This is a genomic window from Maribacter sp. MJ134, from assembly GCF_003970695.1.
Lineage (GTDB): Bacteria > Bacteroidota > Bacteroidia > Flavobacteriales > Flavobacteriaceae > Maribacter.
Window position 1 is genome coordinate 2,456,157 of record NZ_CP034570.1, and the last position, 22,461, is coordinate 2,478,617.

19 protein-coding genes, 1 tRNA gene and 1 pseudogene are annotated in these 22,461 nt (G+C 39.8%); 10 read left to right on the forward strand and 11 right to left on the reverse strand.

The genetic code is table 11. The features are described from left to right. Positions 1-8: 8 nt before the first annotated feature. Positions 9-1,394, reverse strand: coding sequence for a CmpA/NrtA family ABC transporter substrate-binding protein (locus EJ994_RS10605; RefSeq protein WP_126592404.1), 1,386 nt, complete (start codon positions 1,392-1,394; stop codon positions 9-11). Positions 1,395-1,642: 248 nt separating this feature from the next. Continuing rightward, positions 1,643-2,413, reverse strand: coding sequence for a uroporphyrinogen-III C-methyltransferase (gene cobA / locus EJ994_RS10610; protein ID WP_126592405.1), 771 nt, complete (start codon positions 2,411-2,413; stop codon positions 1,643-1,645). Positions 2,414-2,539: 126 nt separating this feature from the next. Here cobA and nirB point away from each other — a divergent pair, with 126 nt between their 5' ends. From nirB to EJ994_RS17780, 6 genes and pseudogenes are all read left to right on the forward strand, one after another. Beyond that, complete coding sequence (gene nirB / locus EJ994_RS10615) at positions 2,540-5,044, forward strand: nitrite reductase large subunit NirB (RefSeq protein ID WP_126592406.1); 2,505 nt, start codon at positions 2,540-2,542, stop codon at positions 5,042-5,044. Positions 5,045-5,148: 104 nt separating this feature from the next. Continuing rightward, a complete protein-coding gene (gene nirD, locus EJ994_RS10620; RefSeq protein WP_126592407.1) occupies positions 5,149-5,526 on the forward strand; it encodes a nitrite reductase small subunit NirD in 378 nt (125 codons plus the stop codon). Between the two features lie 21 nt (positions 5,527-5,547). Then, a complete protein-coding gene (locus EJ994_RS10625; protein WP_126592408.1) occupies positions 5,548-6,141 on the forward strand; it encodes a DUF4202 domain-containing protein in 594 nt (197 codons plus the stop codon). Positions 6,142-6,166: 25 nt separating this feature from the next. Continuing rightward, positions 6,167-8,008 carry a type IV pili methyl-accepting chemotaxis transducer N-terminal domain-containing protein gene (locus EJ994_RS10630; RefSeq protein WP_126592409.1) on the forward strand — a complete coding sequence of 614 codons (1,842 nt, stop codon included), beginning with the start codon at positions 6,167-6,169 and terminating at the stop codon, positions 8,006-8,008. Then, positions 7,995-8,570 (forward strand): annotated as a pseudogene (locus EJ994_RS10635) (bifunctional precorrin-2 dehydrogenase/sirohydrochlorin ferrochelatase); the annotation flags it as partial. The gene EJ994_RS10630 and the pseudogene EJ994_RS10635, both read left to right, overlap by 14 nt. A 6-nt stretch (positions 8,571-8,576) precedes the next feature. Next, positions 8,577-8,939: a DUF7009 family protein gene (locus EJ994_RS17780; RefSeq protein ID WP_126593704.1), complete on the forward strand. Its 363-nt coding sequence runs from the start codon at positions 8,577-8,579 to the stop codon at positions 8,937-8,939. Between the two features lie 161 nt (positions 8,940-9,100). On the opposite strand, the gene EJ994_RS10645 is transcribed toward EJ994_RS17780, so the two are convergent. Beyond that, positions 9,101-9,182 (reverse strand) — tRNA-Leu (locus EJ994_RS10645). 265 nt (positions 9,183-9,447) lie between these two features. Between EJ994_RS10645 and EJ994_RS10650 the strand changes: the two genes are divergently transcribed. Then, on the forward strand, positions 9,448-10,836 hold the full coding sequence (locus EJ994_RS10650; protein ID WP_126592410.1) for a dipeptidase: 1,389 nt from the start codon (positions 9,448-9,450) through the stop codon (positions 10,834-10,836). Between the two features lie 65 nt (positions 10,837-10,901). Here EJ994_RS10650 and EJ994_RS10655 read toward each other — a convergent pair whose 3' ends face one another. Further along, entirely contained in the window at positions 10,902-11,483 is a 582-nt protein-coding gene (locus EJ994_RS10655) for a PhnA domain-containing protein (RefSeq protein WP_126592411.1), read from the reverse strand. Between the two features lie 230 nt (positions 11,484-11,713). Between EJ994_RS10655 and EJ994_RS10660 the strand changes: the two genes are divergently transcribed. From EJ994_RS10660 to EJ994_RS10670, 3 genes are all read left to right on the forward strand, one after another. Beyond that, positions 11,714-12,079 (forward strand): BlaI/MecI/CopY family transcriptional regulator, encoded by a 366-nt coding sequence (locus EJ994_RS10660; protein WP_126592412.1) that lies wholly within the window; start codon positions 11,714-11,716, stop codon positions 12,077-12,079. 2 nt (positions 12,080-12,081) lie between these two features. Then, positions 12,082-14,574, forward strand: coding sequence for a M56 family metallopeptidase (locus EJ994_RS10665; protein WP_126592413.1), 2,493 nt, complete (start codon positions 12,082-12,084; stop codon positions 14,572-14,574). 130 nt (positions 14,575-14,704) lie between these two features. After that, entirely contained in the window at positions 14,705-15,805 is a 1,101-nt protein-coding gene (locus EJ994_RS10670; protein WP_126592414.1) for a DUF4407 domain-containing protein, read from the forward strand. A 3-nt stretch (positions 15,806-15,808) separates the two neighbouring features. Here the strand turns inward: EJ994_RS10670 and EJ994_RS10675 are convergent, their stop codons facing one another. From EJ994_RS10675 to EJ994_RS10705, 7 genes are all read right to left on the reverse strand, one after another. Beyond that, on the reverse strand, positions 15,809-17,644 hold the full coding sequence (locus EJ994_RS10675) for a DUF5060 domain-containing protein (RefSeq protein ID WP_126592415.1): 1,836 nt from the start codon (positions 17,642-17,644) through the stop codon (positions 15,809-15,811). A 109-nt stretch (positions 17,645-17,753) separates the two neighbouring features. Then, positions 17,754-18,755, reverse strand: coding sequence for a metal-dependent hydrolase (locus tag EJ994_RS10680; protein WP_126592416.1), 1,002 nt, complete (start codon positions 18,753-18,755; stop codon positions 17,754-17,756). Positions 18,756-18,837: 82 nt separating this feature from the next. Next, on the reverse strand, positions 18,838-20,625 hold the full coding sequence (locus tag EJ994_RS10685) for a MutS-related protein (protein ID WP_241240767.1): 1,788 nt from the start codon (positions 20,623-20,625) through the stop codon (positions 18,838-18,840). Positions 20,626-20,685: 60 nt separating this feature from the next. After that, on the reverse strand, positions 20,686-21,039 hold the full coding sequence (locus tag EJ994_RS10690; RefSeq protein ID WP_126592418.1) for an MmcQ/YjbR family DNA-binding protein: 354 nt from the start codon (positions 21,037-21,039) through the stop codon (positions 20,686-20,688). Positions 21,040-21,045: 6 nt separating this feature from the next. Next, entirely contained in the window at positions 21,046-21,438 is a 393-nt protein-coding gene (locus EJ994_RS10695) for a Dabb family protein (protein ID WP_126592419.1), read from the reverse strand. A gap of 46 nt (positions 21,439-21,484) precedes the next feature. Then, positions 21,485-22,108, reverse strand: a complete 624-nt coding sequence (locus EJ994_RS10700) for a DUF4230 domain-containing protein (RefSeq protein ID WP_126592420.1) — start codon at positions 22,106-22,108, stop codon at positions 21,485-21,487. Continuing rightward, a complete protein-coding gene (locus EJ994_RS10705) occupies positions 22,101-22,460 on the reverse strand; it encodes a DUF4260 domain-containing protein (RefSeq protein WP_126592421.1) in 360 nt (119 codons plus the stop codon). The genes EJ994_RS10700 and EJ994_RS10705 overlap by 8 nt, the downstream gene beginning before the upstream one ends. Position 22,461: the final 1 nt, after the last annotated feature.

Genomic DNA, 22,461 nt, shown 5'->3' on the forward strand with positions numbered 1-22,461 from the left:
GCTCTTTTTTAATCCTTATTTCCGATGGAGAAACTATTGATATAACCTATAGGGTCTTTAGCATCATACGATGTTCCGTCTATAAAATCGCTCGTTACCGGTTTGTAACCATCGGTTTCGGGAATGTCCGTTGCTGGAATCTGACCCTCGGCCACCAATAAATCCGCAGCTTTTTTCCAGATATCAGGACGGTAGATGTCTTTTATCGTCTCACCATACCAATCCGCCGATTTCTTTTCAGGAATCTGTCCCCATCTCCGCATTTGGGTCAAGAACCAAATCCCGTCAGAGTAAAAAGGATAGGTAGCATTGTACTTGTAGAATACGTTAAAATCTGGCATCTCTCGCTTGTCGCCTTTTTCAAATTCAAACGTTCCTGTCATGGAGTTCGCCAGTACTTCCTCTGGCGCGCCCACGTATTGGGACATGGATAAAATCTTTACTGCCTCCGCTCTATTCGATGGCTCGTCTAACCATTTCCCTGCGCGAATAAGAGCTTTGGTCACTGCAATAGCGGTATTAGGGTTGTCATCTACAAATTTCTTCGTCATTACAAATACCTTTTCCGGATTGTTTTTCCAGATATCGTAGTTGGTGGTAACTGGCACCCCGATACCTTTAAAAACCGCTTGCTGGTTCCAAGGCTCTCCTACACAATAGCCATAAATAGTTCCAGATTCCAACGTAGCAGGCATTTGAGGTGGTGGCGTTACCGATAACAACACCTCGGCGTCTATCTGTCCTTGAACATTTTCGGCAGTATACATTCCTGGGTGAATCCCAGCTGCGGCCAACCAATAACGTATTTCATAATTGTGCGTAGAAACCGGAAAAACCATTCCCATTTTAAAAGGTTTACCACTGTTCTTATATTCCGTAATAACCGGTTTTAAGGCATCTGCTTTAATAGGGTGAATAGGTTTTCCCGAAGCATCGGCAGGAACATTGGGTTTCATTTTTGACCAGACATCGTTAGAGACCGTGATTCCGTTTCCGTTCAGGTCCATTGAAAATGGCGTTACCAGCTGCGCCTGTCTTCCAAATCCGGCACCTGCCGCAATGGGCTGGCCGGCTAACATATGAGAACCATCCAATTGACCATCGATGACACGATCTAGTACGTTCTTCCAATTGGACTGTGCTTCCACAGAAACGAAGAGACCTTCATCCTCAAAAAATCCCTTTTCCTTGGCTATAGCCAAAGGAGCCATATCCGTTAATTTGATAAACCCGAACGTAAGCTGTGGTTTTTCAATATCAAGTTGTTTTGTTTTAGAGGCTACTTCTTCAATAGCAGACTCTGTAGTTGCTTTTTTGGCATCCTTACCCCCACAGGCTATAAAAAGAAATGCCATGGATACTAGTAACGATACCTTAGTTAAGATGGTTTTCATATTCAATAGATTTTTGGTTATACATATTATCAACAAATCAAAAATACGTACTTATACGTATTAATACGTATTTAACTCACTATAAAATGTGCTTTCATACGTATTTTTATGAGGATGAAGTAATCTGCTCATTAAAAATTGAGAATTGAGAAAAAAAGGAGAACGAAACTGAGGAATTCAGATTTTTTTAGGAAATACAGCCGTTCTTTTCTGTAAAGAACAAGCATTATATATATATTAAGGTAGTACTATAAGCTAGAATGCAATACGCGTTGCACTTCATCTTCAAAAAAGGAGGGGTGCTCCGCTACAACATTTCCAATCACAATTATTCCAGGCTTTGTAACATCGATACCATTACTTAATTCCTGTATGCCTTCTAAAGTAGCTACCGTACATTGTTCATTGCGCATAGTACCGTTCTGGATTACGGCAATAGGCGTCTGGGAACCTCTGTATCTACTCACCTCTTTAACAATTTCCATTAGTTTACGCACACCCATTAAAATGACCATTGTTGTAGAAGATTTGGCCGCTAACCTTAAATCCTCTGAGAAAGAACCGTCTCTTTTGGTCGCGGTCATTACCCAAAAACTACTGCTCACCCCTCTTCGTGTCATGGGAATACCTTGACCGGAAGGTACGGCCAGCGCACTAGAAATTCCAGGCACCACACTAACCGATATACCAAAAGACTCCACATATGCTATCTCTTCATGAGCTCTACCAAAGACAAAAGGGTCGCCCCCTTTTAGCCTTACTACATGTCCATATTTAAACGCATGCTCCACGATTAATATATTGATATCATCCTGTGTGAACGAATGCTGACTACAGCGTTTACCTACGTATATTTTAGGAACCGAAGGCGGGACTTCCGCCAATAATTCTTTACTTACGAGTGCGTCGTACAACACCACATCGGCCATTTGTAAAACACGTAAACCCCTTACTGTTATGAGGTCTTCACTTCCTGGGCCCGCTCCTACTAAACTTACTTTAGGCTCTATTTTGGTCATAATCCTATCGTATTATTTCGGTTATATTATCAATTTGACAACAAGAGTACGTATTTATTTTCAAATAAACACTTTAAAAATACGTATTAATACGTAATATTGTGTTTTAGTTTTAAATCGAAGCACATGAAAACTATTATAGTCGTTGGAAATGGAATGGTGGGTTATAAGTTCTGTGAGAAATTTGTAGCTCAAGCAGCTCATACCGAATATAAGCTCATCGTTTTTGGGGAAGAGCCCCGAGTTGCTTATGACCGTGTTCATTTAAGTGAATTCTTTGAAGACGGAGATGCAGAGCGTTTGAGCCTTGCACCAAGGAGTTGGTACGAAGAAAATGGCATTGAACTTTATACAAGTGAACGGGTTACTGAAATACGCAGGACAGCCAAAACGATAACCACCTCCAAAGATGGCACATTTACCTACGACTACTTGGTATTGGCCACGGGTTCTGTTCCTTTTGTACCTCCTATCAACGGAGTGGAGAAAAATGGCGTTTTCGTTTATCGCACTATTGAAGATTTAGAAGATACACTGGCCTATGCAGCTACCATCAAAGGCGGAAAAGCGGCCATTCTAGGTGGTGGTCTCTTGGGCTTGGAAGCAGCAAAAGCAGTAATGGATATGGGTCTTGAACCACATGTGGTAGAGTTTGCGCCTAAATTGATGCCCCGGCAGTTGGATAGTAGGAGTAGTAAAGTACTTCAAGTAAAATTGGAGTCCATGGGCATTCATATCCATCTGAGCAAAGCCACAAATAGAATTCTTGGCAATGGTAAAATTAGTGGCATGGAATTTGGCGAGGACGATGCTCTGGACGTGGATATGTTGGTTATATCCGCCGGCATACGCCCCAGGGATGAACTGGGAAAAAGTGCCGGTCTAGAAATGGGAACACGGGGCGGAATTGTGGTCAATAACAAAATGGAAACCTCTGACCCTAATATTCTAGCTATTGGAGAAGTTGCACTATACAACCAAATGATATATGGTCTTGTAGCTCCGGGATATGAAATGGCGCAAGTTGCGGTAGACCAGATTCTTGACAAGAAAGACACGGTCATGGCCGCAGCAATAGATATGTCTACCAAACTAAAACTCATCGGTGTAGATGTTGCCAGTTTCGGAGTGCCCTTTATGCCTGCGGATAAAGGACATTCCATCATTTTCGAAAATAAAACAGAGAGCTTGTACAAACGTATCAACGTTACCCATGACGGTAAGAAACTATTAGGGGGTATTTTGGTAGGCGATGCGGATGACTACAATATGCTCCTCCAAATGTACCAGAACGAAATGCCTTTACCCGAACATCCCGAAGCCCTTATTATTGGCGGTCGTGGTGAGGGTGGTGCCTCTTTTGGTAGTGCTATGGACTTACCGGACACGGCTGTAGTGTGTTCTTGTGAAGCAGTGACCAAAGGTGCCATTTGTTGTTCTGTCCTAGAAGATGGTAATGAGAATTTAAAAGCGGTCGCTAAAGCGACCAAAGCGGCTACAGGCTGCGGTGGTTGTAAACCTATGGTAACGGACCTGATAACCGAAAGCTTGAAAACGCTAGGGAAAACGGTAAAAGTCCAGATTTGCGAACATTTTGATTATTCCCGTCAAGAGCTATTCGATATCGTTAGATTGAGGGGCATCCAAAGTTATGATGAATTGTTGGATACCGTGGGCAAAGGTCATGGATGTGAAGTTTGTAAGCCTGCCGTTGCCGCTATTTTCGCCAGTATCTACAACGAAACAGCCAATAAACAAAATACCATTCAGGATACCAACGACCGTTTCCTTGCCAACATACAACGCAATGGCACCTATTCCGTGGTTCCTAGAGTAGCAGGCGGAGAAATTACACCAAAGCAGTTGATGGCCATGGGTAGGATTGCACAAAAATATGACCTGTACACCAAAATTACAGGAGGTCAGCGCATTGACATGTTCGGTGCTAAACTGCATGAGCTTCCTTTAATTTGGGAAGAACTTATCAAAGAAGGATTTGAAACGGGGCAAGCTTATGGCAAATCGCTCCGAACCGTAAAAAGTTGTGTAGGTTCCACCTGGTGTCGCTACGGTATGGATGAGAGTGTAAGTTTTGCCGTGGAAATTGAAAACCGTTATAAAGGCATTCGCTCCCCACATAAATTCAAAGGAGGCGTTTCCGGATGCATTCGGGAATGCGCTGAAGCTAGGGGAAAGGATTTTGGTTTCATCGCTGTAGAAGGCGGCTGGAACGTATATGTTGGCGGCAACGGTGGTGCCAATCCTAAACATGCCTTATTACTGGCTGAAAAAGTTGATAAGGCAACCGCTATAAAATATGTAGATCGCTTTATCATGTTCTATATTAAAACAGCCTTACCCTTGCAGCGCACCGCTCCTTGGTTGGAAAAGTTGGAAGGAGGTATCACCTATCTACAGAACGTGATCATTAATGATTCTTTAGGCATCTGCGCTGAGCTGGATACCGAGATGCAAGCTTTAGTGGATTCGTACAAATGTGAATGGAAAGAAGCCGTAGAAACACCTGAAATAAGAGAACGTTATACCCATTTTGTCAATTCTGAGGAAACGGACAATAACATTGAGTTTGTATCGCTACGAGAACAGAAAATGCCTAAAGAATGGGCTTAGTTTAGGGCTTCGCTGAGCCAACCCCTAAGTCAAATAAATTGATAGAAAATCAGTCAAAAAAAATAAAAATTTTCTGTCCCTTCGAGATTTTAAACCGTAAAACTATGATTACAAATCTAAATACTTATGAAACCGTAAAACCCGAGGAAGTAAAGGTTTGGTTCAAAGCGGCAGCCACCTCTAAATTTCCCGAAAATGGAGGTGCGTGCATTAAATATAAGGACAAACAAATCGCAGTCTTTAATTTTAAAAGAGAAGGCGCTTGGTATGCCTGTCAAAATCTTTGTCCGCATAAAATGGAAATGGTACTCTCTCGGGGAATGATAGGTGATGAGCAAATGGAAGCGAAGGTAGCCTGCCCTTTGCATAAGAACAATTTCTCCTTGAAAACCGGAAAGCATTTGAACGGTGACTTGGAGGCAATTGCCACCTATCCCGTAAAAGTTGAAAATGACGTTGTGTATGTAGGCTTTTCTGAATAGTTTTGGCCTAAACCGAATAATATGTCCGCTTCCAATAGACTTCAACGTGCGTTTCATCTTTTTGACGAGGCCAATCAACAAGACCCAAATACCGAAGTTTTTGATGGAAAAACCTATCCGAAAGAACTGTTGTACGCGCAACGGATGACAATGCAGCTCAATAGTTTTGAACCCAACGCTTCCGAAGCCTTACAATTAACGGCAAGGTGCCAGCACATCTGCCGTTGGGAGATTGGCAGGGATTCCTACGAAATGAACCGAGAGGGATATCTACGTTGGCGACAGGCACTTAAGAAATTCCATGCAGAAAAGGCAGCTGCTATTTTAACTGAGGTAGGTTATACAGAGGAAATCATTTCAAAAGTTAAATTCCTTTTAGAAAAAAAGCAATTAAAGAAGAACGAAGAAACCCAAACCTTGGAAGATGTCATTTGCCTCGTATTTTTAGAACACTACTTTGAACCTTTCGCGGAAAAACATCCCGAGGAAAAAACTATTGATATTCTTCAAAAAACATGGCGTAAAATGTCTAAAAAAGGGCATGGGGCCGCCTTACAATTACCCTTATCAGAAAACTCCATAAATTTAGTATCCAAGGCGATAGGTAGCGCATAAACTACCCTTTTAAATAAAAACGGCAATGGCGAACAGCAAACATGAGAAGCCACTTGACACTACGACCTTTCAGAGGATTCGTAAGTGGTATCTTTTGGCCTTGGCCGGTATTGCTCTAACCATTATCATTGCGCAAATTCTAATACAAGCGCACTTAAACTCCCAACTCAACGATTCACGGGTCATTAACGTTGCCGGTCGTCAACGGGCATTCAGCCAAAAGTTGGTAAAGGAAATATTACTGCTTAAAGAAACCAACATCCCTATAGATAGGCAACAAATCATATCGGAAATAGAGAAAACCTTAACGGTTTGGAAAGCATCTCATCAAGGGCTGCAATCCGGGGATAGGAAAATGAGACTTCCCGTTGAAAAGAATACTGAAATTCTATCCCTTTTCGAAGAAATAGACCCGCACCACAAGGCAATGGTCGGCGCCATAGAAACAATTTTATCCCAAAAAGGCCAAACAGAAGATTTTAATGAGCAAAAAACCATTCTCCTAGAAAACGAACGGACTTTTTTGTGGATGATGGACAATATAGTGAACAAGTATGATGCTCGTAGTAATGCGCAATTACAGAACTTGAAAAGAAAAGAATATTGGCTTCTTGCTTTTTCACTTTTGATTTTGCTTCTGGAAATGTTCTTTATTTTTAGACCGCTGTCGGTACAGATACGCAAAACGATTTCCAAGTTGATGCGTGCACAAACGGAATCGAACACCAACGCTGAAAAAATAAAAACGCTTTTAACGGAGCAGGGAAAAGCCTTAAAAGAGTTACAAGAACTCAATTTTGTAATCGATAATGCAGCCCTATTTGCAAGTGCCAGAAACGATGGAAGCGTTGTTTTCATAAGCAAAAAATTTATGCACTTACTGAACCTTAAAGAAGCCCAGTTGAACAAGCCTTTATCGGAACTTTTGACTACGGACGAGGGTCAGCAACAGTACTTAAAAGAAATTTTTAAAAGCAATAGAAAAAACAATATTAGAAATGAGGAGATGGCATTGACCACATTAGATGGTAAGCGCATTTGGTTTGACATGTCCATTATACCCATGCACCAAGCAAGCAGGCAACAGAGCATCTTAATTCTTTGCTCCGATATTACCCAGCGTAAGCAAAACGCCTTGAAACTTGAGCAATTGACCCAAGATAATTTCGAGGAACGTATGCTTCAAAAGAAACGCCAGGCCAGTCAAATAGTGGAGGGTCAGGAAGAAGAACGCAAACGCATCGCCAAAGATATTCATGATGGTATTGGTCAGATGCTAACGGCATTACGATTTAATATAGAGTCTATCGACCTTGCGAACAAAGAAAAATCAGTGGAGAAAATATCCTACCTTAAAAACCTTACCGCTGACCTTATCAAAGGTGTGCGTACCGCTACGTTTAATTTGACACCTCCGGAATTGAGCGATCACGGTATTTTTCCGGCCCTCCAGAAAATGACCGTAGAACTCTCTAAACTCACAGGAAAAACAATTCTTTTCGAAAATAAATCGGACACCAACATCCGCTTGGACTCCCTTGCTGAAACTAATATTTATAGGGTTACCCAAGAGGCCGTTAATAATGCCATAAAATATGCGCAGGCGAACTATATTCTCGTCACCATCAATTTTAAGGAAGCTATTTTAAGCATTGTTATTGATGACGACGGCAAAGGTTTTGATACCAACATCTTGAACGATGTGCCCAAAAACAATAGCGAAGGCGGTATGGGGCTTTTCTTTATGAAAGAGCGCATCAGTTACATTAACGGACGTCTCTTTATACATTCCGAACCGGGAAAGGGAACACGTGTGACCATTAATTACAAAAGTGAACAAAAAACAATCTCGAATGGAACAGAATGAGTTATATCCCGTTTTTCTAAAAGTGTCGCAATTGCATATTTTAATTGTGGGCGGAGGCAACGTTGCTGAGGAGAAACTGACCTTTTTACTAAAATCCAGTCCTAATGCACAAGTGGAAATGATTTCTCCAATGTATCGCAAGGGCACCATTGAATTGGCCGAAAAGCACCATGTAAAAATGCATAAGGGACGTTATAAAAAGAGGTTTTTGAGAAAAAAACACCTTGTCATCGCAACAACAGAATTTCCAGAAGTAAACGAACAAGTTTATGCAGATTGCAGAAAACGTTCTATTTTAGTGAATGTGGCGGACAACCCACCTTTTTGCGATTTTTATATGGGAGGTATCGTTACCAAAGGCAATGTAAAAGTCGCTATTTCCACGAATGGAAAATCGCCAACAACGGCCAAGCGCTTGCGCCAATTCTTTGAAGATGTGATTCCGGAAAATATCGATGATTTGGTAAAGAACCTCAACGAATACCGCAAAACTATAAAAGGAGATTTTGAAGAAAAAGTAGAGACCCTGAACGAATTTACTAAGGGGTTGGTCCAAAAAAAGAAAAGGATGAAAATAAGGATTAGAGGAAATTCCATACGATACCGGTTAACAAAATCAGAAGTGGAGACTTTTTGTGCAACGGGGCGTTATGAAGAATCTACGAACTTTGGTAATTCGGTATTCACTTATGTTTTGGAAGCCAAAGAAGCTACTGCTGTCCTAGATGCGGAGTTTAAAGACAATACGATTACCCTATTCATGTCCAAAGAAATGAGTGTGGGTTGGTATGCCTCTAATGAAATAGGCTTTAGGCATACCTCGGTCAGGGCCGATAATTCCGAGCTTTCGCTTTTAGTAGAAAAGGATTTCGTGTGCATGGACGAGACCATTGAAGATCAATCCGATAATTATCCTAATCCAAAAGCGTAAAAACAAAAAAACCGACTTCTAAAAGTCGGCTTTTCCCTCTGTACAGGCCCTTCGGCTTCGCTCAGGATAAACTCCGAGACTTGCCTCTCCTTAAATGCAGTGAGCATACGGATTATTCCTAACTAAAAAAGCCCCCCGTTTACCGAAGAGCTTTTACTTTGTACAGGCGGAGAGACTCGAACTCTCACACCTTGCGGCACTAGATCCTAAGTCTAGCGTGTCTACCAATTCCACCACGCCTGCTTATCCGTTCTAAAACGGGATGCAAATATAAAGTAAAATTTGAAATTCACGCATAAGGTTTTATCAAAAAATCTATTCTTCTTTTTCTTAGGGAATATCACATATCAAGAAAAGTTTCCTATCCCATTACACCTGACTCGAGCAAACATCAACGCTACATGGAGAACAATACTAATGAGAAAACATAATCGAAAAGTGGGTCCTAAATAAGTCCGTTATAGAACATCTTCTTTTGTATTTTTGCAGCTACTTATAACAACGTCACATGCAAAACATTACCGAATACATTTCCCAACATAAAAAACGCTTTGTAGAGGAGCTCATCAATTTACTCAAAATACCTTCTATAAGTGCGGATAATGCCTATTCCAAAGATGTACTTCGTACGGCAGCATCCGTAAAAGACGCACTAGAAAAGGCGGGTTGCGATGTAGTGGAAATTCATGAAACAGAAGGCTATCCTATTGTTTACGGAGAGAAAATAATAAACGAAACCTTACCTACGGTCTTGGTATACGGACATTATGATGTACAACCGCCAGACCCATTAGACTTATGGAACTCACCACCGTTTGAACCTGTCATCCAAAAAACCGACCTACATCCAGAAGGGGCCATATTCGCTAGAGGTGCTTGTGATGACAAGGGGCAGATGTACATGCACGTAAAAGCCTTGGAACTTATGGTAGAAACAGGTCGGCTACCCTGTAACGTAAAATTCATGATAGAGGGCGAGGAAGAAGTGGGTAGTAACAATCTGGCCATTTACGTTGCCGAGAATAGGGAAAAACTGTCCAACGATATTATTCTTATTTCGGATACGGGCATGATCGCTAACGATATTCCTTCTATCACTACCGGACTAAGAGGTTTAAGTTATGTTGAAGTAGAAGTTACGGGTCCCAATAGAGACCTTCACTCCGGCCTTTATGGTGGTGCAGTGGCCAATCCCATCAATATTTTAACCAAAATGATTGCCGGTCTGCATGATGAGAATAATCGTATTACCATTCCAGGTTTTTACGACAACGTAGAAGAACTTTCTACAGGGGAACGAGCGGAGATGGCCAAAGCCCCTTTTAGTTTGGAAGCCTATAAGAAAGCATTGGATATTGACGCAGTTTATGGGGAAAAAGGGTATACGACCAATGAGCGCAATGCCATACGCCCCACACTAGATGTCAATGGTATATGGGGAGGTTATACTGGCGAAGGTGCCAAAACCGTTATTGCCAGTAAGGCTTTTGCCAAAATTAGCATGCGTTTGGTACCCAATCAGGATTGGAAAGAAATAACGACACTTTTCAAAAACCATTTTGAAAATAGTGCCCCCGAGGGAGTCAAGGTAAAGGTGACTCCCCATCACGGTGGTCAGGGCTACGTTACGCCTATAGATACAATTGGTTACAAAGCGGCCTCAAAAGCCTACGAAACTACCTTTGGCAAAAAACCTATTCCGCAACGTAGTGGTGGTAGCATTCCCATTGTATCCCTTTTTGAGCAGGAACTTGGAAGTAAAACCATTCTCATGGGGTTTGGCCTGGATAGCGACGCCATTCATTCCCCTAACGAGCATTTTGGCGTGTGGAATTATTTAAAAGGTATAGAGACCATTCCGTATTTCTATCAATACTTTACGGAGATGAATTCTTAAATAAAAGCAAGATGGCTGCGCTTTTAGAACACGAATAAGAACAAGCTGTATTCTAGTTTCTAAAATTATATTTTTTTCACGTATTTGGTAATGAGAACGGTCTGTGTGGGTCCCACTTTGCCTTCAATGTATTCAGCGTTCTCACAATCAAGTGAAATTCTGCGAACGGCCGTACCTTGTTTGGCCACTTGACTGGACCCTTTTATTTTGAGGTCTTTGATAAGTACTACACTATCTCCATTCTCTAGAATAACGCCGTTCACATCTCTGTGAATAATTTTTTCATTTTCAGAAAGTCCTTCCCCCGTAGCTTTGGCCCATTCCAAGACAGAATCCTCCAAATACATCATGTCCAACAAATCGTTTGGCCAGCCCTCCGTTTTCTTTAATCTTTGAAGCATTCGCCACGCCACTACCTTAACCGTATCGTACTCGCTCCAAATACTGTCATTTAAACAACGCCAATGGTTAGGGTCCATTTCAGCTGCTTTTTCAATTTGCGATCGGCAGGTATTACAAGCCAGTAGACTTACGTCCAGCCCACTAATAGAAACTGGTGGCACCTCGTAAATATCTAAATCTGTAGTTGCGGCACAAAGCTCACAAGCAGTACCGCTGCGCTCCTGTAAATCGGTCAATACACTCATTAAAAATGAATTTAAGGAACAAACTTAATCTTTTTACATCAAGCAAGATATATGTTTGGGGCGTTACCCTAAAAAAGGGTCGGGCTATACATTACAAGTCCGTTTTACCCTTACGGGAAAATCCGGGCTTTCCATTTCTATCCCTAACGCAAAATCAAAAATTAAACTCTACACTTGTAGAATTAAAATTTTTATTCTATGTTTGTAGAGTTAATTCTAAGAACGTAGAAATGCAGCTATCAAAAACCGAGGAAGAACTAATGAATATCATATGGAAGCAAAAAAAAGCCTTTATGAAAGATTTACTGGACTCCTACGAAGAACCCAAACCAGCGACCACCACCATAGCCACCCTTTTAAAAAGGATGACGGACAAAGGTTATATCGCATACAAAAGCTATGGTAGAAGCAGGGAATACTACCCTTTGGTAAAGAAGAAAGACTATTTCTCTAAACACGTAAACGGACTCATTAAAAATTTTTTCAACGATAGTCCAGGTCAGTTTGCCTCATTTTTTACTCAGGAAACAGACCTCAGCAAAAAAGAACTGGAAGCATTAAAAAAACTAATAGACGACGAAATCAAAAAGAAATAATAATGTTGATATATCTATTAAAATCCGGGGCCTGCATGGCCGTATTTCTGCTTTTTTACAAACTATTCTTAGAGCAAGAGAACATGCATGTTTTTAAGAGATTCTTCTTATTAACGGCAATTGTAGCCTCCTTTTTAATACCAGGCATCGTATTTACCTCCTATGTGGAAACCGTTTCGGAAAACATCGAAAACATTGCTAATGTGCCTTATGTAGCCGTGGTTTCCAATGAACCCAAAGATTTAGATATGATCAACTGGAGTTTGATAATGACCACTATATATTTAATAGGAATCATTTTTTTTAGTTTCCGGTTCTTTAGAAACCTCTTTCAAATTTTAAGACGCATTAAAAGAAACCCAAACTTTAAGGCAGCTTCAAGTGTTAGAGTTCTTCTAAAAGAAGTACTACCACCGCATACGTTCCTTAGTTATATTTTTTTGAATAAGAAAAAGTATGAAGAGAATGCTATCCCCAAAGAAGTATTGCTACATGAAGAAACACATGCCAAGCAACGCCATAGCCTAGATGTCCTTTTCGTAGAATTTCTACAAGTAATACTATGGTTTAATCCCCTAGTCTATCTCTATAAAAAAGCGATAAAACTAAATCATGAATTTTTGGCAGATAATGCCGTACTACAACAAGAAATACACACTAAAAATTACCAGAATACATTACTGTCCTATTTATCAAAGGAAAGTCTGGAAAAATATCAGTCGACCGGCATTGCAAACGCCATTAATTATTCATCAATCAAAAAACGATTTACCGTCATGAAAAAAAGAACATCAAAAAAAGCAGCAGTTTTACGTGGACTATTGGTATTTCCACTTTTAGCCTTACTTCTTTACAGTTTTACTGAAACTAAAATTATTGAAATACAATCAAAAAAAGCAGTCCCAAATAGCGGGTATTCCCCTTACCAGAAAGTCAAAGGAGAAATTTATCAAAAAGCCACAGCTAAGGATTTCGCCAAATGGATAGATGCCAAGGAATATGCACTTTGGCTTGACGATAAAAATATCAATAATACGGCTCTAAAAAACTTAGACCCTAATCAGATAGTCCATTTCGTGAGTAGTTTTGTTTATGAGAATGCGAGAAGTACTAAATATCCGCAACCCTTTCAGGTTCATTTATATACCAAAAATGGTTTAGAAAAAATAGTTTATCAAAACGAAAACTTAATAGAAATTAATATCAATAATAAAGGGCAATTACTGGTTCAAGAAGAATTGGTTCCTTTGGGTAATCTGCCTGAGTTTCTCTCTAAAATTAATCAACACTTATCGTTTAATCAACGAAAAAAGGTCTTACACTTTATTATCAAAGTGGACTTCAAGACCCCAAAAGATGTAATAAAGCAGGTAAACCAAATAGTTACCGATTACGGTTCTGCTATCATTGAAATTATTGGCCCAGAGAATTCATCCCAACCTTCTAAACAAAGAAACATAACCAGAGCGGAAATAAAGGAGTACAACGCCTTAGCCAAAAAGTATAATGAAATGGATAGCGACCGTATGCGTATTCTAAAAAGTGATGTAGAACGTTTGGAATTCATCTATAGTCTAATGTCGGACAAGCAAAAAGCCGACGCTGAACCCTTTCCAGATTTTCCGGAACCACCACCGGCACCACAAGCATCGAATTCAATAAATTCTCCAATTGCGCCAAAAAGCCCTAGGGTACTAAAGGGCAGGGTAAGCAACGTGCCGCCGCCACCAAATGTGAATCATCCCAAAACCATAACAGGGAGAGTAAGTAAGGTACCTGCGCCACCACAACCGATGGACCCATTAGACCATGTGGTTAATATGGCTAAAAAGGGAGCAATATTTTTTTATGAAGGAAAGGAAATTTCATCGGACAAAGCCATTAAGCTAATAAAGAACAATAAAAACTTCAATATATCTACAACAAAAAGTAATTCTAAAAAGCCTAAGGTAAAAATTTCAAAAGAGCCAATCTCTATTAAAAGTAGTTCTTCGGGTATAAATCTAGAAACCGGAAATATTAAAGTAAACGGCAAAGAATTATTTTATAGTACTAAAAATGGAATAACGAGTTATTTTAATGAATTTGGGCAACAAGTAGATAAAAAGGGAGAAAAACTAACCAGTTTAAATAAACAAAACCCTACATTTTATTTCAATGGAAATAAAATATCCTCGGAAAAAGCACATAGATTATTACAAAATAATAAATCAATACAAGTTACCACTGAAACGTATTCCGACGAAGAATATGCTATTGTTTTGTCTGACTTAAGTAAATCGTCCGATAACACAAATTACAATCACAACCCTAATCCGAATTCGGCCATAGACTTAACAGAGATGATAGCAAAAGAGGCTCTATTCTTCTATAACAACGAACCCATATCCGCTGAAAAAGCATTATGGCTAACTCAAAACGAGCACATTGACCGTGTAAACAACGTAGGGTCCAGAACAGGAAAACCTAAGGTTTACCTTTGGAAAAAAGTTTAAAACTCTTGGTCATCGTAAACTAAAATCACAATTCACTGTTAAAGCCCTCCGAAAGAGGGCTTTTTGTGTAACAAATTACTAGAAATAGCGTTCTAACCTTTAAATCATCATCAATCAAAATCAGTACACTATGTTACAGCACTTTTTCATCCTTTGCTCCGGGGCGGATTCCGAAATTTTAAAAACCTGTTCCAAAGGGGAACAGAACAAATATGCAGGCATCGGCGCCACGGTATTTTTTACCGCTGTGATGGCATTTATTGCAAGTAGCTATGCCTTATATACTGTTTTTGACAGCGTTTATGCAGCGATATTCTTTGGCTTTATATGGGGTCTTCTTATTTTTAATCTAGACCGGTTCATAGTTTCTACCATCAAAAAAAGGGCTAATTTTTCACAAGAGTTATTACAAGCTACACCGAGAATTATACTAGCACTTATCATTGCAGTGGTCATTTCCAAACCCTTGGAAATGAAAATTTTTGAGAAAGAAATCAACCAGGTCCTACTAGAACAGAAGAACGAACTTACCCTTACCAACAAGGAACAACTAGCGCTGCAGTACGCACCATCCGTTGCTAATTTAAATCAAGATATTAACGCTTTAAAAGCGGAAATAGCCCTAAAAGAGGCAGAAACCAACGCACTTTATGACACGTATATTTCCGAAGCGGAAGGTACTGCCGGCACCAAACTTTTAGGTAAAGGTCCTGTATATGCTGAAAAGCGAGAAAAACATGACGCTGCTCTTGCGGAGCTTCAATCACTAAAATCTACTAACGCTGAAAAAATTTCGGGTATAGAAGCGGACATTACAGCCTTAAATAAGGAATATGCCGATGTGGTGAAAAATTCCCAGCCCATCATTGATGGTTTTGATGGTTTAATGGCACGCATCACCGCTTTGGGAGAATTACCATGGTTTCCATCCTTCTTTATTTTTCTATTGTTCCTAGCCATCGAAACCTCTCCCATTATCGCAAAACTTTTAGCGCCAAAAGGTGAGTATGATATAAAGCTGGAAGAAGAAGAAAGTATCCTAGCTTCATGGGTGGCCCAAAAAGTGGCCCAACGTAAACTAATTGTATCTACGGATAGTGATATCAACCAAAAAATCTATGAAGACCTTAAAGGTGAAGAAGAACTTTATGGGTACAAGAAGAAAAAAGCCGAAGAATTACTTCGTTTACAAGCCGATACATTCCATGAGGTACAGGTTAAAAATCTTTAACTGTCACTGTGATTTTTTAATCAAGATTACCCAGTCTTGATTTTTAATTTGCTCTTGTTTTAATGGTGGCGCGCCCATTTCGGTTGTACCACCGCCTTTTACAGATAATACACTTCCATTTTGAAGTTCGCCCCCTACCAAAGGGTCAAACCATTGAATGGTAAAAACACCTTCAATAGCACTTAAATCAATGGTGTAGTTCTTGGCGTCTGGCAAGTAAATGGCATAGATCTCTCCAGGTTTTTCTAAACAATAGCCTTGTACTGCACTAATGCGCTCTGGGTTCGCTTCCATTTCCCAATAAGGCAAATGATTTTGAAAAAATTGAAGCGCATGATCCGTTAATTCCCAAAGCCTATCCGTTGTTCTCCAGTCCTCTGTATTTAAATCATTATACCTATTATTTGCACCATAATACCACTCAACACCTGCCGCACCGGAAAGTAAGGTACCCCATAGGACATAGCGCCTAATGGAATCGTGGTTATAATCGACGGAATCCGGGACAACCCCGGTATGCCACATCCCTATTTCATCCATTGCAATGAGCCAAGGATGCCCGGCAGCTTTAGATTTTTTCTTCCATTCCGTTACTACTTTAGCAGCGTTTTCCCTTTTATCGACCTGCAGGGAGAGTCCGTCTAAGTTCTTATAACCGACTATGGAATCCAATACATTACCTCTTGCAGGTTCGTGAGAATGTGTATGCAATAGTATAGGGTGATCGTATGGGTCTATCTGAGTAAGGTAATCGGTCATCGCTTTACGCTGACCATCATTTTGCGCGATAGGCGTGAATTCTGCAAAACCATTCTCTTCGCCCAAATTCCATTGGAGACCCAAATGGTGTCCAAACCGAGCTACCATTTCCTGAAAGTATAATTGCCTTAAGGAACCAGTATCTCCATTATCCAACATCGTTTCATTTTCTGTTTCCTGTAAAACCGCATGCAAAAAAATACCCTTGGACTGCATGTGTTGAAAAACAATTTCCCATTGCTCAAGTTTACTAACATCAAAGCGGGTGAAATCGTCCGGTTCCGCATAGGGCCAAACATCCTTACCATCGCCCTTAATGTTCATCGTTAAAAAGTAGGCGACGTTCATTCCTTTAGAGGCCAGATAATTCATAGCCCCCACAAGACCTTTACCTTTGCCATTTTGCCAAGTGGGGTCGCCACTATTCCAATCTTCTAAATGTGGTTCGTATTGATGTAAAAGTTGGCTGGTCTTGGATTCGCCATCCCTTTCAGCGGCCTGCATCCTATACGTACCGTCAAAATCTTCATACGCCAGTAAATTTTCTGGACTATCGGCACCGCCCTTTATCCAATAGGTATCAGAATCCTGAAATTTGAAGTAGCCGTTAGCATTCACCAATCTCCCTTGAGCCCTAAAATCCGGGGCTTTTTTATTAGATGGAACGACCATGAATTTGCCACTTGCATCTGCAACGGGTAATTTTTCAGTGTTGGCCGTTATTTGCTGTAACGCTATCTCTTCTCCTTTGTATAGTGTAGCCTCAAAACTCCATTCCCCTATTTTGTCCGGCGTAAAACGGACTTGCCAAACGGAACCGGAATTGGCACTAGTCTCAGCCGCGTTTCCATCAGTCGCATAAAACCCCCTAATTGCATATTGAGACTCCTTATGCGTAAAATTGACCACTAATTTATAATTTAGAAAAGGATTGATTTCATCCGTCTCGGAAGTTTCCTCTCCATCAAAGGATAAGGTTATGGTATGCCACTTTTGGTATTTAGTCAACACCTTATCTTTATCTTCAGTTACACATCCTAGATGAAGTAGAATGACAAAAAATAGCATGTATTTCTTCATAAATTATTTTTTAAGCTTTCTTTTTTACAGAAATATTTCTGAACTTTTTTCCTGAACTACATAAACAAATACTACCCTATCCAATAAGTCAACTCAACTTATAGTTCGTTTAATTTCCCCACATTCTTTTCCAAAGCTCCTTCAACAGTCTTTTTGCATCCCGTTGAAATTTTGGAGTTTCCTTCACTATGATATCGTCCTCCTTTTTAATTAATTCATAAGAGAAAGCGAATTTTTCTTCGTTTTCAGAGAGACTTACCAAACCAAACCTAAGGTCGTTGAAGACAAGTTGTCCATCTTTTTCCGAAAGCGTATACCAGCCCTCGGTTATCGCAATCAGTCTCTTGATTTTTTCATGGGACTTTAAGGTTTTCAACAGGTTTCTATTTTTGGGATAAGCCTTAAACTGAACCGTATCTGAATCAAAAAACGAATAATTCCCAATTAAATAAGCGTCTTTGGTGTCTACATTAGCGGTCCAAAGAACGGTATTGAAAGGAGTGGGCCTTATATCCATCTGGGTATACACTATATTCTGATTTTTAAGACTATCCTCAAATTTTGTGAATGCAATACCTTTTAAAACTAAAGTAAGTAGTAAATATGTTGAACTTAGTATAAGTCCGGCCACGTTGTACTTTTTTCGTCGGGGCGCCGTTCTTCTTTGACGCGCTGCCAAGATTAAGCATACCAAAAAAGGAAGGGTATACAAGGGATCTATTACAAATATGCTCTGAAAGGCTAGTCTTGTTTCAAATGGCCAAAAAAGTTGTGTACCCCAAGTGGTAAAAGCGTCTAGTATGGGGTGGGTGAAGAGACCCCAAAACATTAACCATGACCAATTCTTCCATGTTGCATTACCATTTCTATTTAAGCGCCATACCAGCCAACCAAAAATGGGTGCAAATAAAACCGCAAATAGCAAGGAATGGCTAAAGCCTCTATGCCATTCGGTAGCGGTAACCGTATCCGTAAAATAACGTGCCAGTACGTCCAAGTCTGGTATTGTGCCTGCAATTGCACCATAAACCATCGCCTTATTCCCCACTTTTTTCCCAAGTACTGCCTCCCCTACAGCTGCTCCTAATACTATTTGTGTGAGTGAATCCATAGGTTAAGAAATATTCGTTAAATTACTTTTTTCTACTTATTCAATACTGTTTGCTAAATACTGAACACTGCTAGCTCCTGTTTTAATCTACAATCTCCATTTTCTTTAACAAGAACGAAGCGTTCATATTCTGACAAATACCCCCTTTGAACTTATAATCAAAATGCAGTTCGTTCGCTATGATTTCAGCATCAAAATAATAATTTTTTACCTGTGGTAGTTCCTCGGCAACATCACAAAGACTTAAATCGTGCGTAGCTATAATACCTGTGGAATTTGAAACAACTAAACGTTCCAAAAATTTTCTAGACCCCTTGGCCTTGTCCGTGCTGTTCGTTCCTTTTAAGATTTCATCCAGAACAATAAAGTAGTGGTCTTTCTGAATTTCGTCCACAATAAATTTTAATCGCTTTAATTCTGAAAAGAAGTACGACTCATCATCCGTTAGAGAATCGGTGGTACGCATACTGGTAATCAATTTTATAGGCTTATAGGTAACAGACTTGGCACAGACCGGAAGTCCGATGTTGGCCATAAGCAACTGTAAGGAAACCGTACGTAGAAAAGTACTCTTGCCGGCCATATTTGCTCCTGTAATAATGAAAAATTCTTCTTCTTTGACTTCAAAATCGTTAAGAATACTTTTTTCAGGTGCTAAAAGTGGATGACCCGCCTGTACCGACTTTATGGTACTTCCTTCCTTGACGATTTTTGGAAACGTATAATCTGGATGGTTAAATACAAAATTACCTAGCGTACAGTAGGTATCATAAAAGGCGATGGTATTGAACCAATTCTCAACATCACTTCCGTAGGTGCTAATCCACTTCTCCATCTTAAAACAGGTTGCTAAGCCCATAAGAAACAGCCCATTTCCAAAAATGAGGTAAATGATATTATTGTTCCTATCCAAACTGTTCAATAGGTTTGAAAATTCTTTTAAGGTTTCTGAAGTTTTACGACCATCGCTTAAGATTTGACTCTTTTTATCCATCAAAAAATCCGATGTGAACTCTTGCTCCTCTATGAGCCGTAATAGTTTTGAATACTGATGAAACGTAGCTAACAATTTACCAGAATTTGCGCCCAGTCTAGCTATTTGCCTGGTATAAATCCCCGTAAGTAACAATCCGAAAACCACCCAATAGATTAAGGTGGACTCCGCAAGGAAATCCATGAAATAAAGTATAAACAGGAAAACTGAAATTCCAGAAAATATCCAAGGTAAAACCTTCATGAACCTTGGCACAAAGGGCTTATAGTTGTTAAGCCAGTTTATAATAGTTGGTGTAGGCGTATCTGTTTTAACCATACTAGCAGTTGCAGAAAATTCTTGTCGCCATTGTGGATTTTTAGCCAATTCTGCAATACCTTCTTGCTTTTGCTTAATGGCATCGATGCTGTTTTCTTTTAAAATGTGCGCAAGCATGTCTGCACCTTCCTTTAGTGCAGTTCTATTGCTATATTGATAAAACGAACCCTTCCCAAAAAGGTCGATATCTTGACTGTAATAGTGGGTACTATCCTTAAATTCATCACCGCTGGGCAGATGATGAAAATCTCTTTTCAGTACCTGAATTTCCGTTTCATTGATGGCTATCAATGCCTTTAACTTATCTCGCTTCTGCTGCAGATTTGTATGTCTTGACACGAGATACAGGAATAAAATAACTGTCGCTAAAAGTACGGCAACAACAAATTTGATAGTATCCCTTAGAACGTATATCGCAATAACGGCAAGAACAAAGCCCCCTAAACGCAACATGCTGGACGCCCATAGCTGCTTTTGCTTTTGGGAAAGTTCTGCAGTGTATTTTTGCGTCTGATTTTGGTAAAAGGCAAATAAATCTTGCATTCTTCTATTGAACATTTTTATTGCGAAGAGAAACCCAGCGTTGATTGACGCATAAAGATATGGATAAGCCTGGTATTACAATGCCTCCAAAGCAGTCCTTAATTTCTTTGTAAATTTCGCCACTACTAGCTCATACGAATGATCTATAAGTTCCCTGGTTAATTGAGGGTCTATATTATCCAGAAAAACAGTATTCCAGTGCTTTTTACTCATATGCCAGCCTGCAATGACGCCATCATAGGTCTCCCTTAGTTCAATGGCCCTTTCGGGGTCGCATTTGAGGTTTACCTGTGCAGGAACTCTTTCCAGACCGCAAAGTGCGAACATTTTTCCCATGACTTTAAAAACAAGGGTTTGCTCATCAAAAGGAAAACCTTCGGTCACACCTTTCTTTGCGATGCAGTACTCCCTGAATTCTTCGATATTCATGAGGGACTAAATACCTTGAGAATCATAAACGATTACTTTAGTCCATAATTTACTGGACTCCTCTATAAAAAGTTTGTGCGGTGCTTCATCTTGGTAGTTCTGCTGTGCCTCGGCCGACTCAAAAGAAACAATCAAGGAATAAGTAAAAGAACCATCAACTACATCTCTACTGGCTCTTGGCGGTTTACCGATGAATTTTGTTTTAGCATAGGCGGAGTTATCCAAGAATTTCTGAAGTGACGTTTCAAAAGCTTTACAATCCTCCTTACTATCAGGATTTTCGAGCCAAAAATATACCGTATGGGCAAAATTGGAATCAAACTCGTTCATAGTTTCTTTGTTTTGGGCAAGGGCCGTTAGTGATACGGTTAAAAATAATAAAGTCGTAATTGTTTTCATAATAAATAAGTCTAGTCCTAATTTAAATAAAGTTCTTATATGAGCGTTATTTGTCCAACAACTCCTTTTGTTTTTCGGTAATCTCCAGAGCGGTATAATCTAGCTTCCAACCAATGGTTTCTACAATTTTTTCAATAAGAAGCACGGTCTGCAAAGCTTCCTTTCTAGCCGTATCCATCAAACCACTTTCCGGTATTTTCTCTAGAATATGATTTTTTGCCTCTTGGTTCAGCGTAGTCAGATCATCAGGGGTAAATGTGTTGAAGAGTCCGTTTTTTACATCGTAAAATTCCATTTCTGGGGATATGGAAAGTACCTCTGGCTCAGGAAAATTGGTTAGGATGATTTTCTTCTTTCCGTCATCGGCATGCATAAAAATTTTCTTCAGATCATACCCTATTTGCGCTTTTGCTTTAATAACTATGAGCGCCTTTTTCTTACTGCTCACCAAACTTAGAAAGCGCTCTTTGGTATTCTCATACTTATAAATCTCGGCGAAATCGCCCTCCACGGATATTAACTTACATACACTTCTTATTTTTTCTAACAATACGGTAGACTGATGCGATGTAATCTCCTTGCTTTGTTTTTTTCTAAAGAAAGAAAATAGCCAGTACATGCTAATGGCTCCTAATATTAATCCCAGAAAAACTTCTAACACATTATCCATTTTTATTCCCTATTTCACCTAAGTGTGTAAACTTGAACCCGCGATCATATTTAAGTCCGTACCCAAAGATTCTATCCATGGCGGCATGCGAAAATACAATAACGCCTATTAATTGAACGATTGGAAAAGAAAAATACATGCCGGAAAAGTATAGGACAATAGCAATTCCACGGTGATGAAAGAGATTGTAAAGCCTAACCCCCATCTTATTATTGACCAAATACCCTAACATTCCCACATCTGGCAATAACAATAATACCGGAAACAACCACCATTGATATCCCAACAAACCGAACATGAATATCCCTAAAAGAAACAGAGCCAATTCTTCTAATTTTAGCAGGGTTCTCATC

Excerpts from the sequence above, each read along its gene's own strand:
- EJ994_RS10605 (WP_126592404.1), bottom strand. The coding sequence starts at position 1,394 with ATGAAAACCATCTTAACTAAGGTATCGTTACTAGTATCCATGGCATTT.
- cobA (WP_126592405.1), bottom strand. The coding sequence starts at position 2,413 with ATGACCAAAATAGAGCCTAAAGTAAGTTTAGTAGGAGCGGGCCCAGGA.
- nirB (WP_126592406.1), top strand. The coding sequence starts at position 2,540 with ATGAAAACTATTATAGTCGTTGGAAATGGAATGGTGGGTTATAAGTTC.
- nirD (WP_126592407.1), top strand. The coding sequence starts at position 5,149 with ATGATTACAAATCTAAATACTTATGAAACCGTAAAACCCGAGGAAGTA.
- EJ994_RS10625 (WP_126592408.1), top strand. The coding sequence starts at position 5,548 with ATGTCCGCTTCCAATAGACTTCAACGTGCGTTTCATCTTTTTGACGAG.
- EJ994_RS10630 (WP_126592409.1), top strand. The coding sequence starts at position 6,167 with ATGGCGAACAGCAAACATGAGAAGCCACTTGACACTACGACCTTTCAG.
- EJ994_RS17780 (WP_126593704.1), top strand. The coding sequence starts at position 8,577 with ATGAAAATAAGGATTAGAGGAAATTCCATACGATACCGGTTAACAAAA.
- EJ994_RS10650 (WP_126592410.1), top strand. The coding sequence starts at position 9,448 with ATGCAAAACATTACCGAATACATTTCCCAACATAAAAAACGCTTTGTA.
- EJ994_RS10655 (WP_126592411.1), bottom strand. The coding sequence starts at position 11,483 with ATGAGTGTATTGACCGATTTACAGGAGCGCAGCGGTACTGCTTGTGAG.
- EJ994_RS10660 (WP_126592412.1), top strand. The coding sequence starts at position 11,714 with ATGCAGCTATCAAAAACCGAGGAAGAACTAATGAATATCATATGGAAG.
- EJ994_RS10665 (WP_126592413.1), top strand. The coding sequence starts at position 12,082 with ATGTTGATATATCTATTAAAATCCGGGGCCTGCATGGCCGTATTTCTG.
- EJ994_RS10670 (WP_126592414.1), top strand. The coding sequence starts at position 14,705 with ATGTTACAGCACTTTTTCATCCTTTGCTCCGGGGCGGATTCCGAAATT.
- EJ994_RS10675 (WP_126592415.1), bottom strand. The coding sequence starts at position 17,644 with ATGAAGAAATACATGCTATTTTTTGTCATTCTACTTCATCTAGGATGT.
- EJ994_RS10680 (WP_126592416.1), bottom strand. The coding sequence starts at position 18,755 with ATGGATTCACTCACACAAATAGTATTAGGAGCAGCTGTAGGGGAGGCA.
- EJ994_RS10685 (WP_241240767.1), bottom strand. The coding sequence starts at position 20,625 with ATGTTCAATAGAAGAATGCAAGATTTATTTGCCTTTTACCAAAATCAG.
- EJ994_RS10690 (WP_126592418.1), bottom strand. The coding sequence starts at position 21,039 with ATGAATATCGAAGAATTCAGGGAGTACTGCATCGCAAAGAAAGGTGTG.
- EJ994_RS10695 (WP_126592419.1), bottom strand. The coding sequence starts at position 21,438 with ATGAAAACAATTACGACTTTATTATTTTTAACCGTATCACTAACGGCC.
- EJ994_RS10700 (WP_126592420.1), bottom strand. The coding sequence starts at position 22,108 with ATGGATAATGTGTTAGAAGTTTTTCTGGGATTAATATTAGGAGCCATT.
- EJ994_RS10705 (WP_126592421.1), bottom strand. The coding sequence starts at position 22,460 with ATGAGAACCCTGCTAAAATTAGAAGAATTGGCTCTGTTTCTTTTAGGG.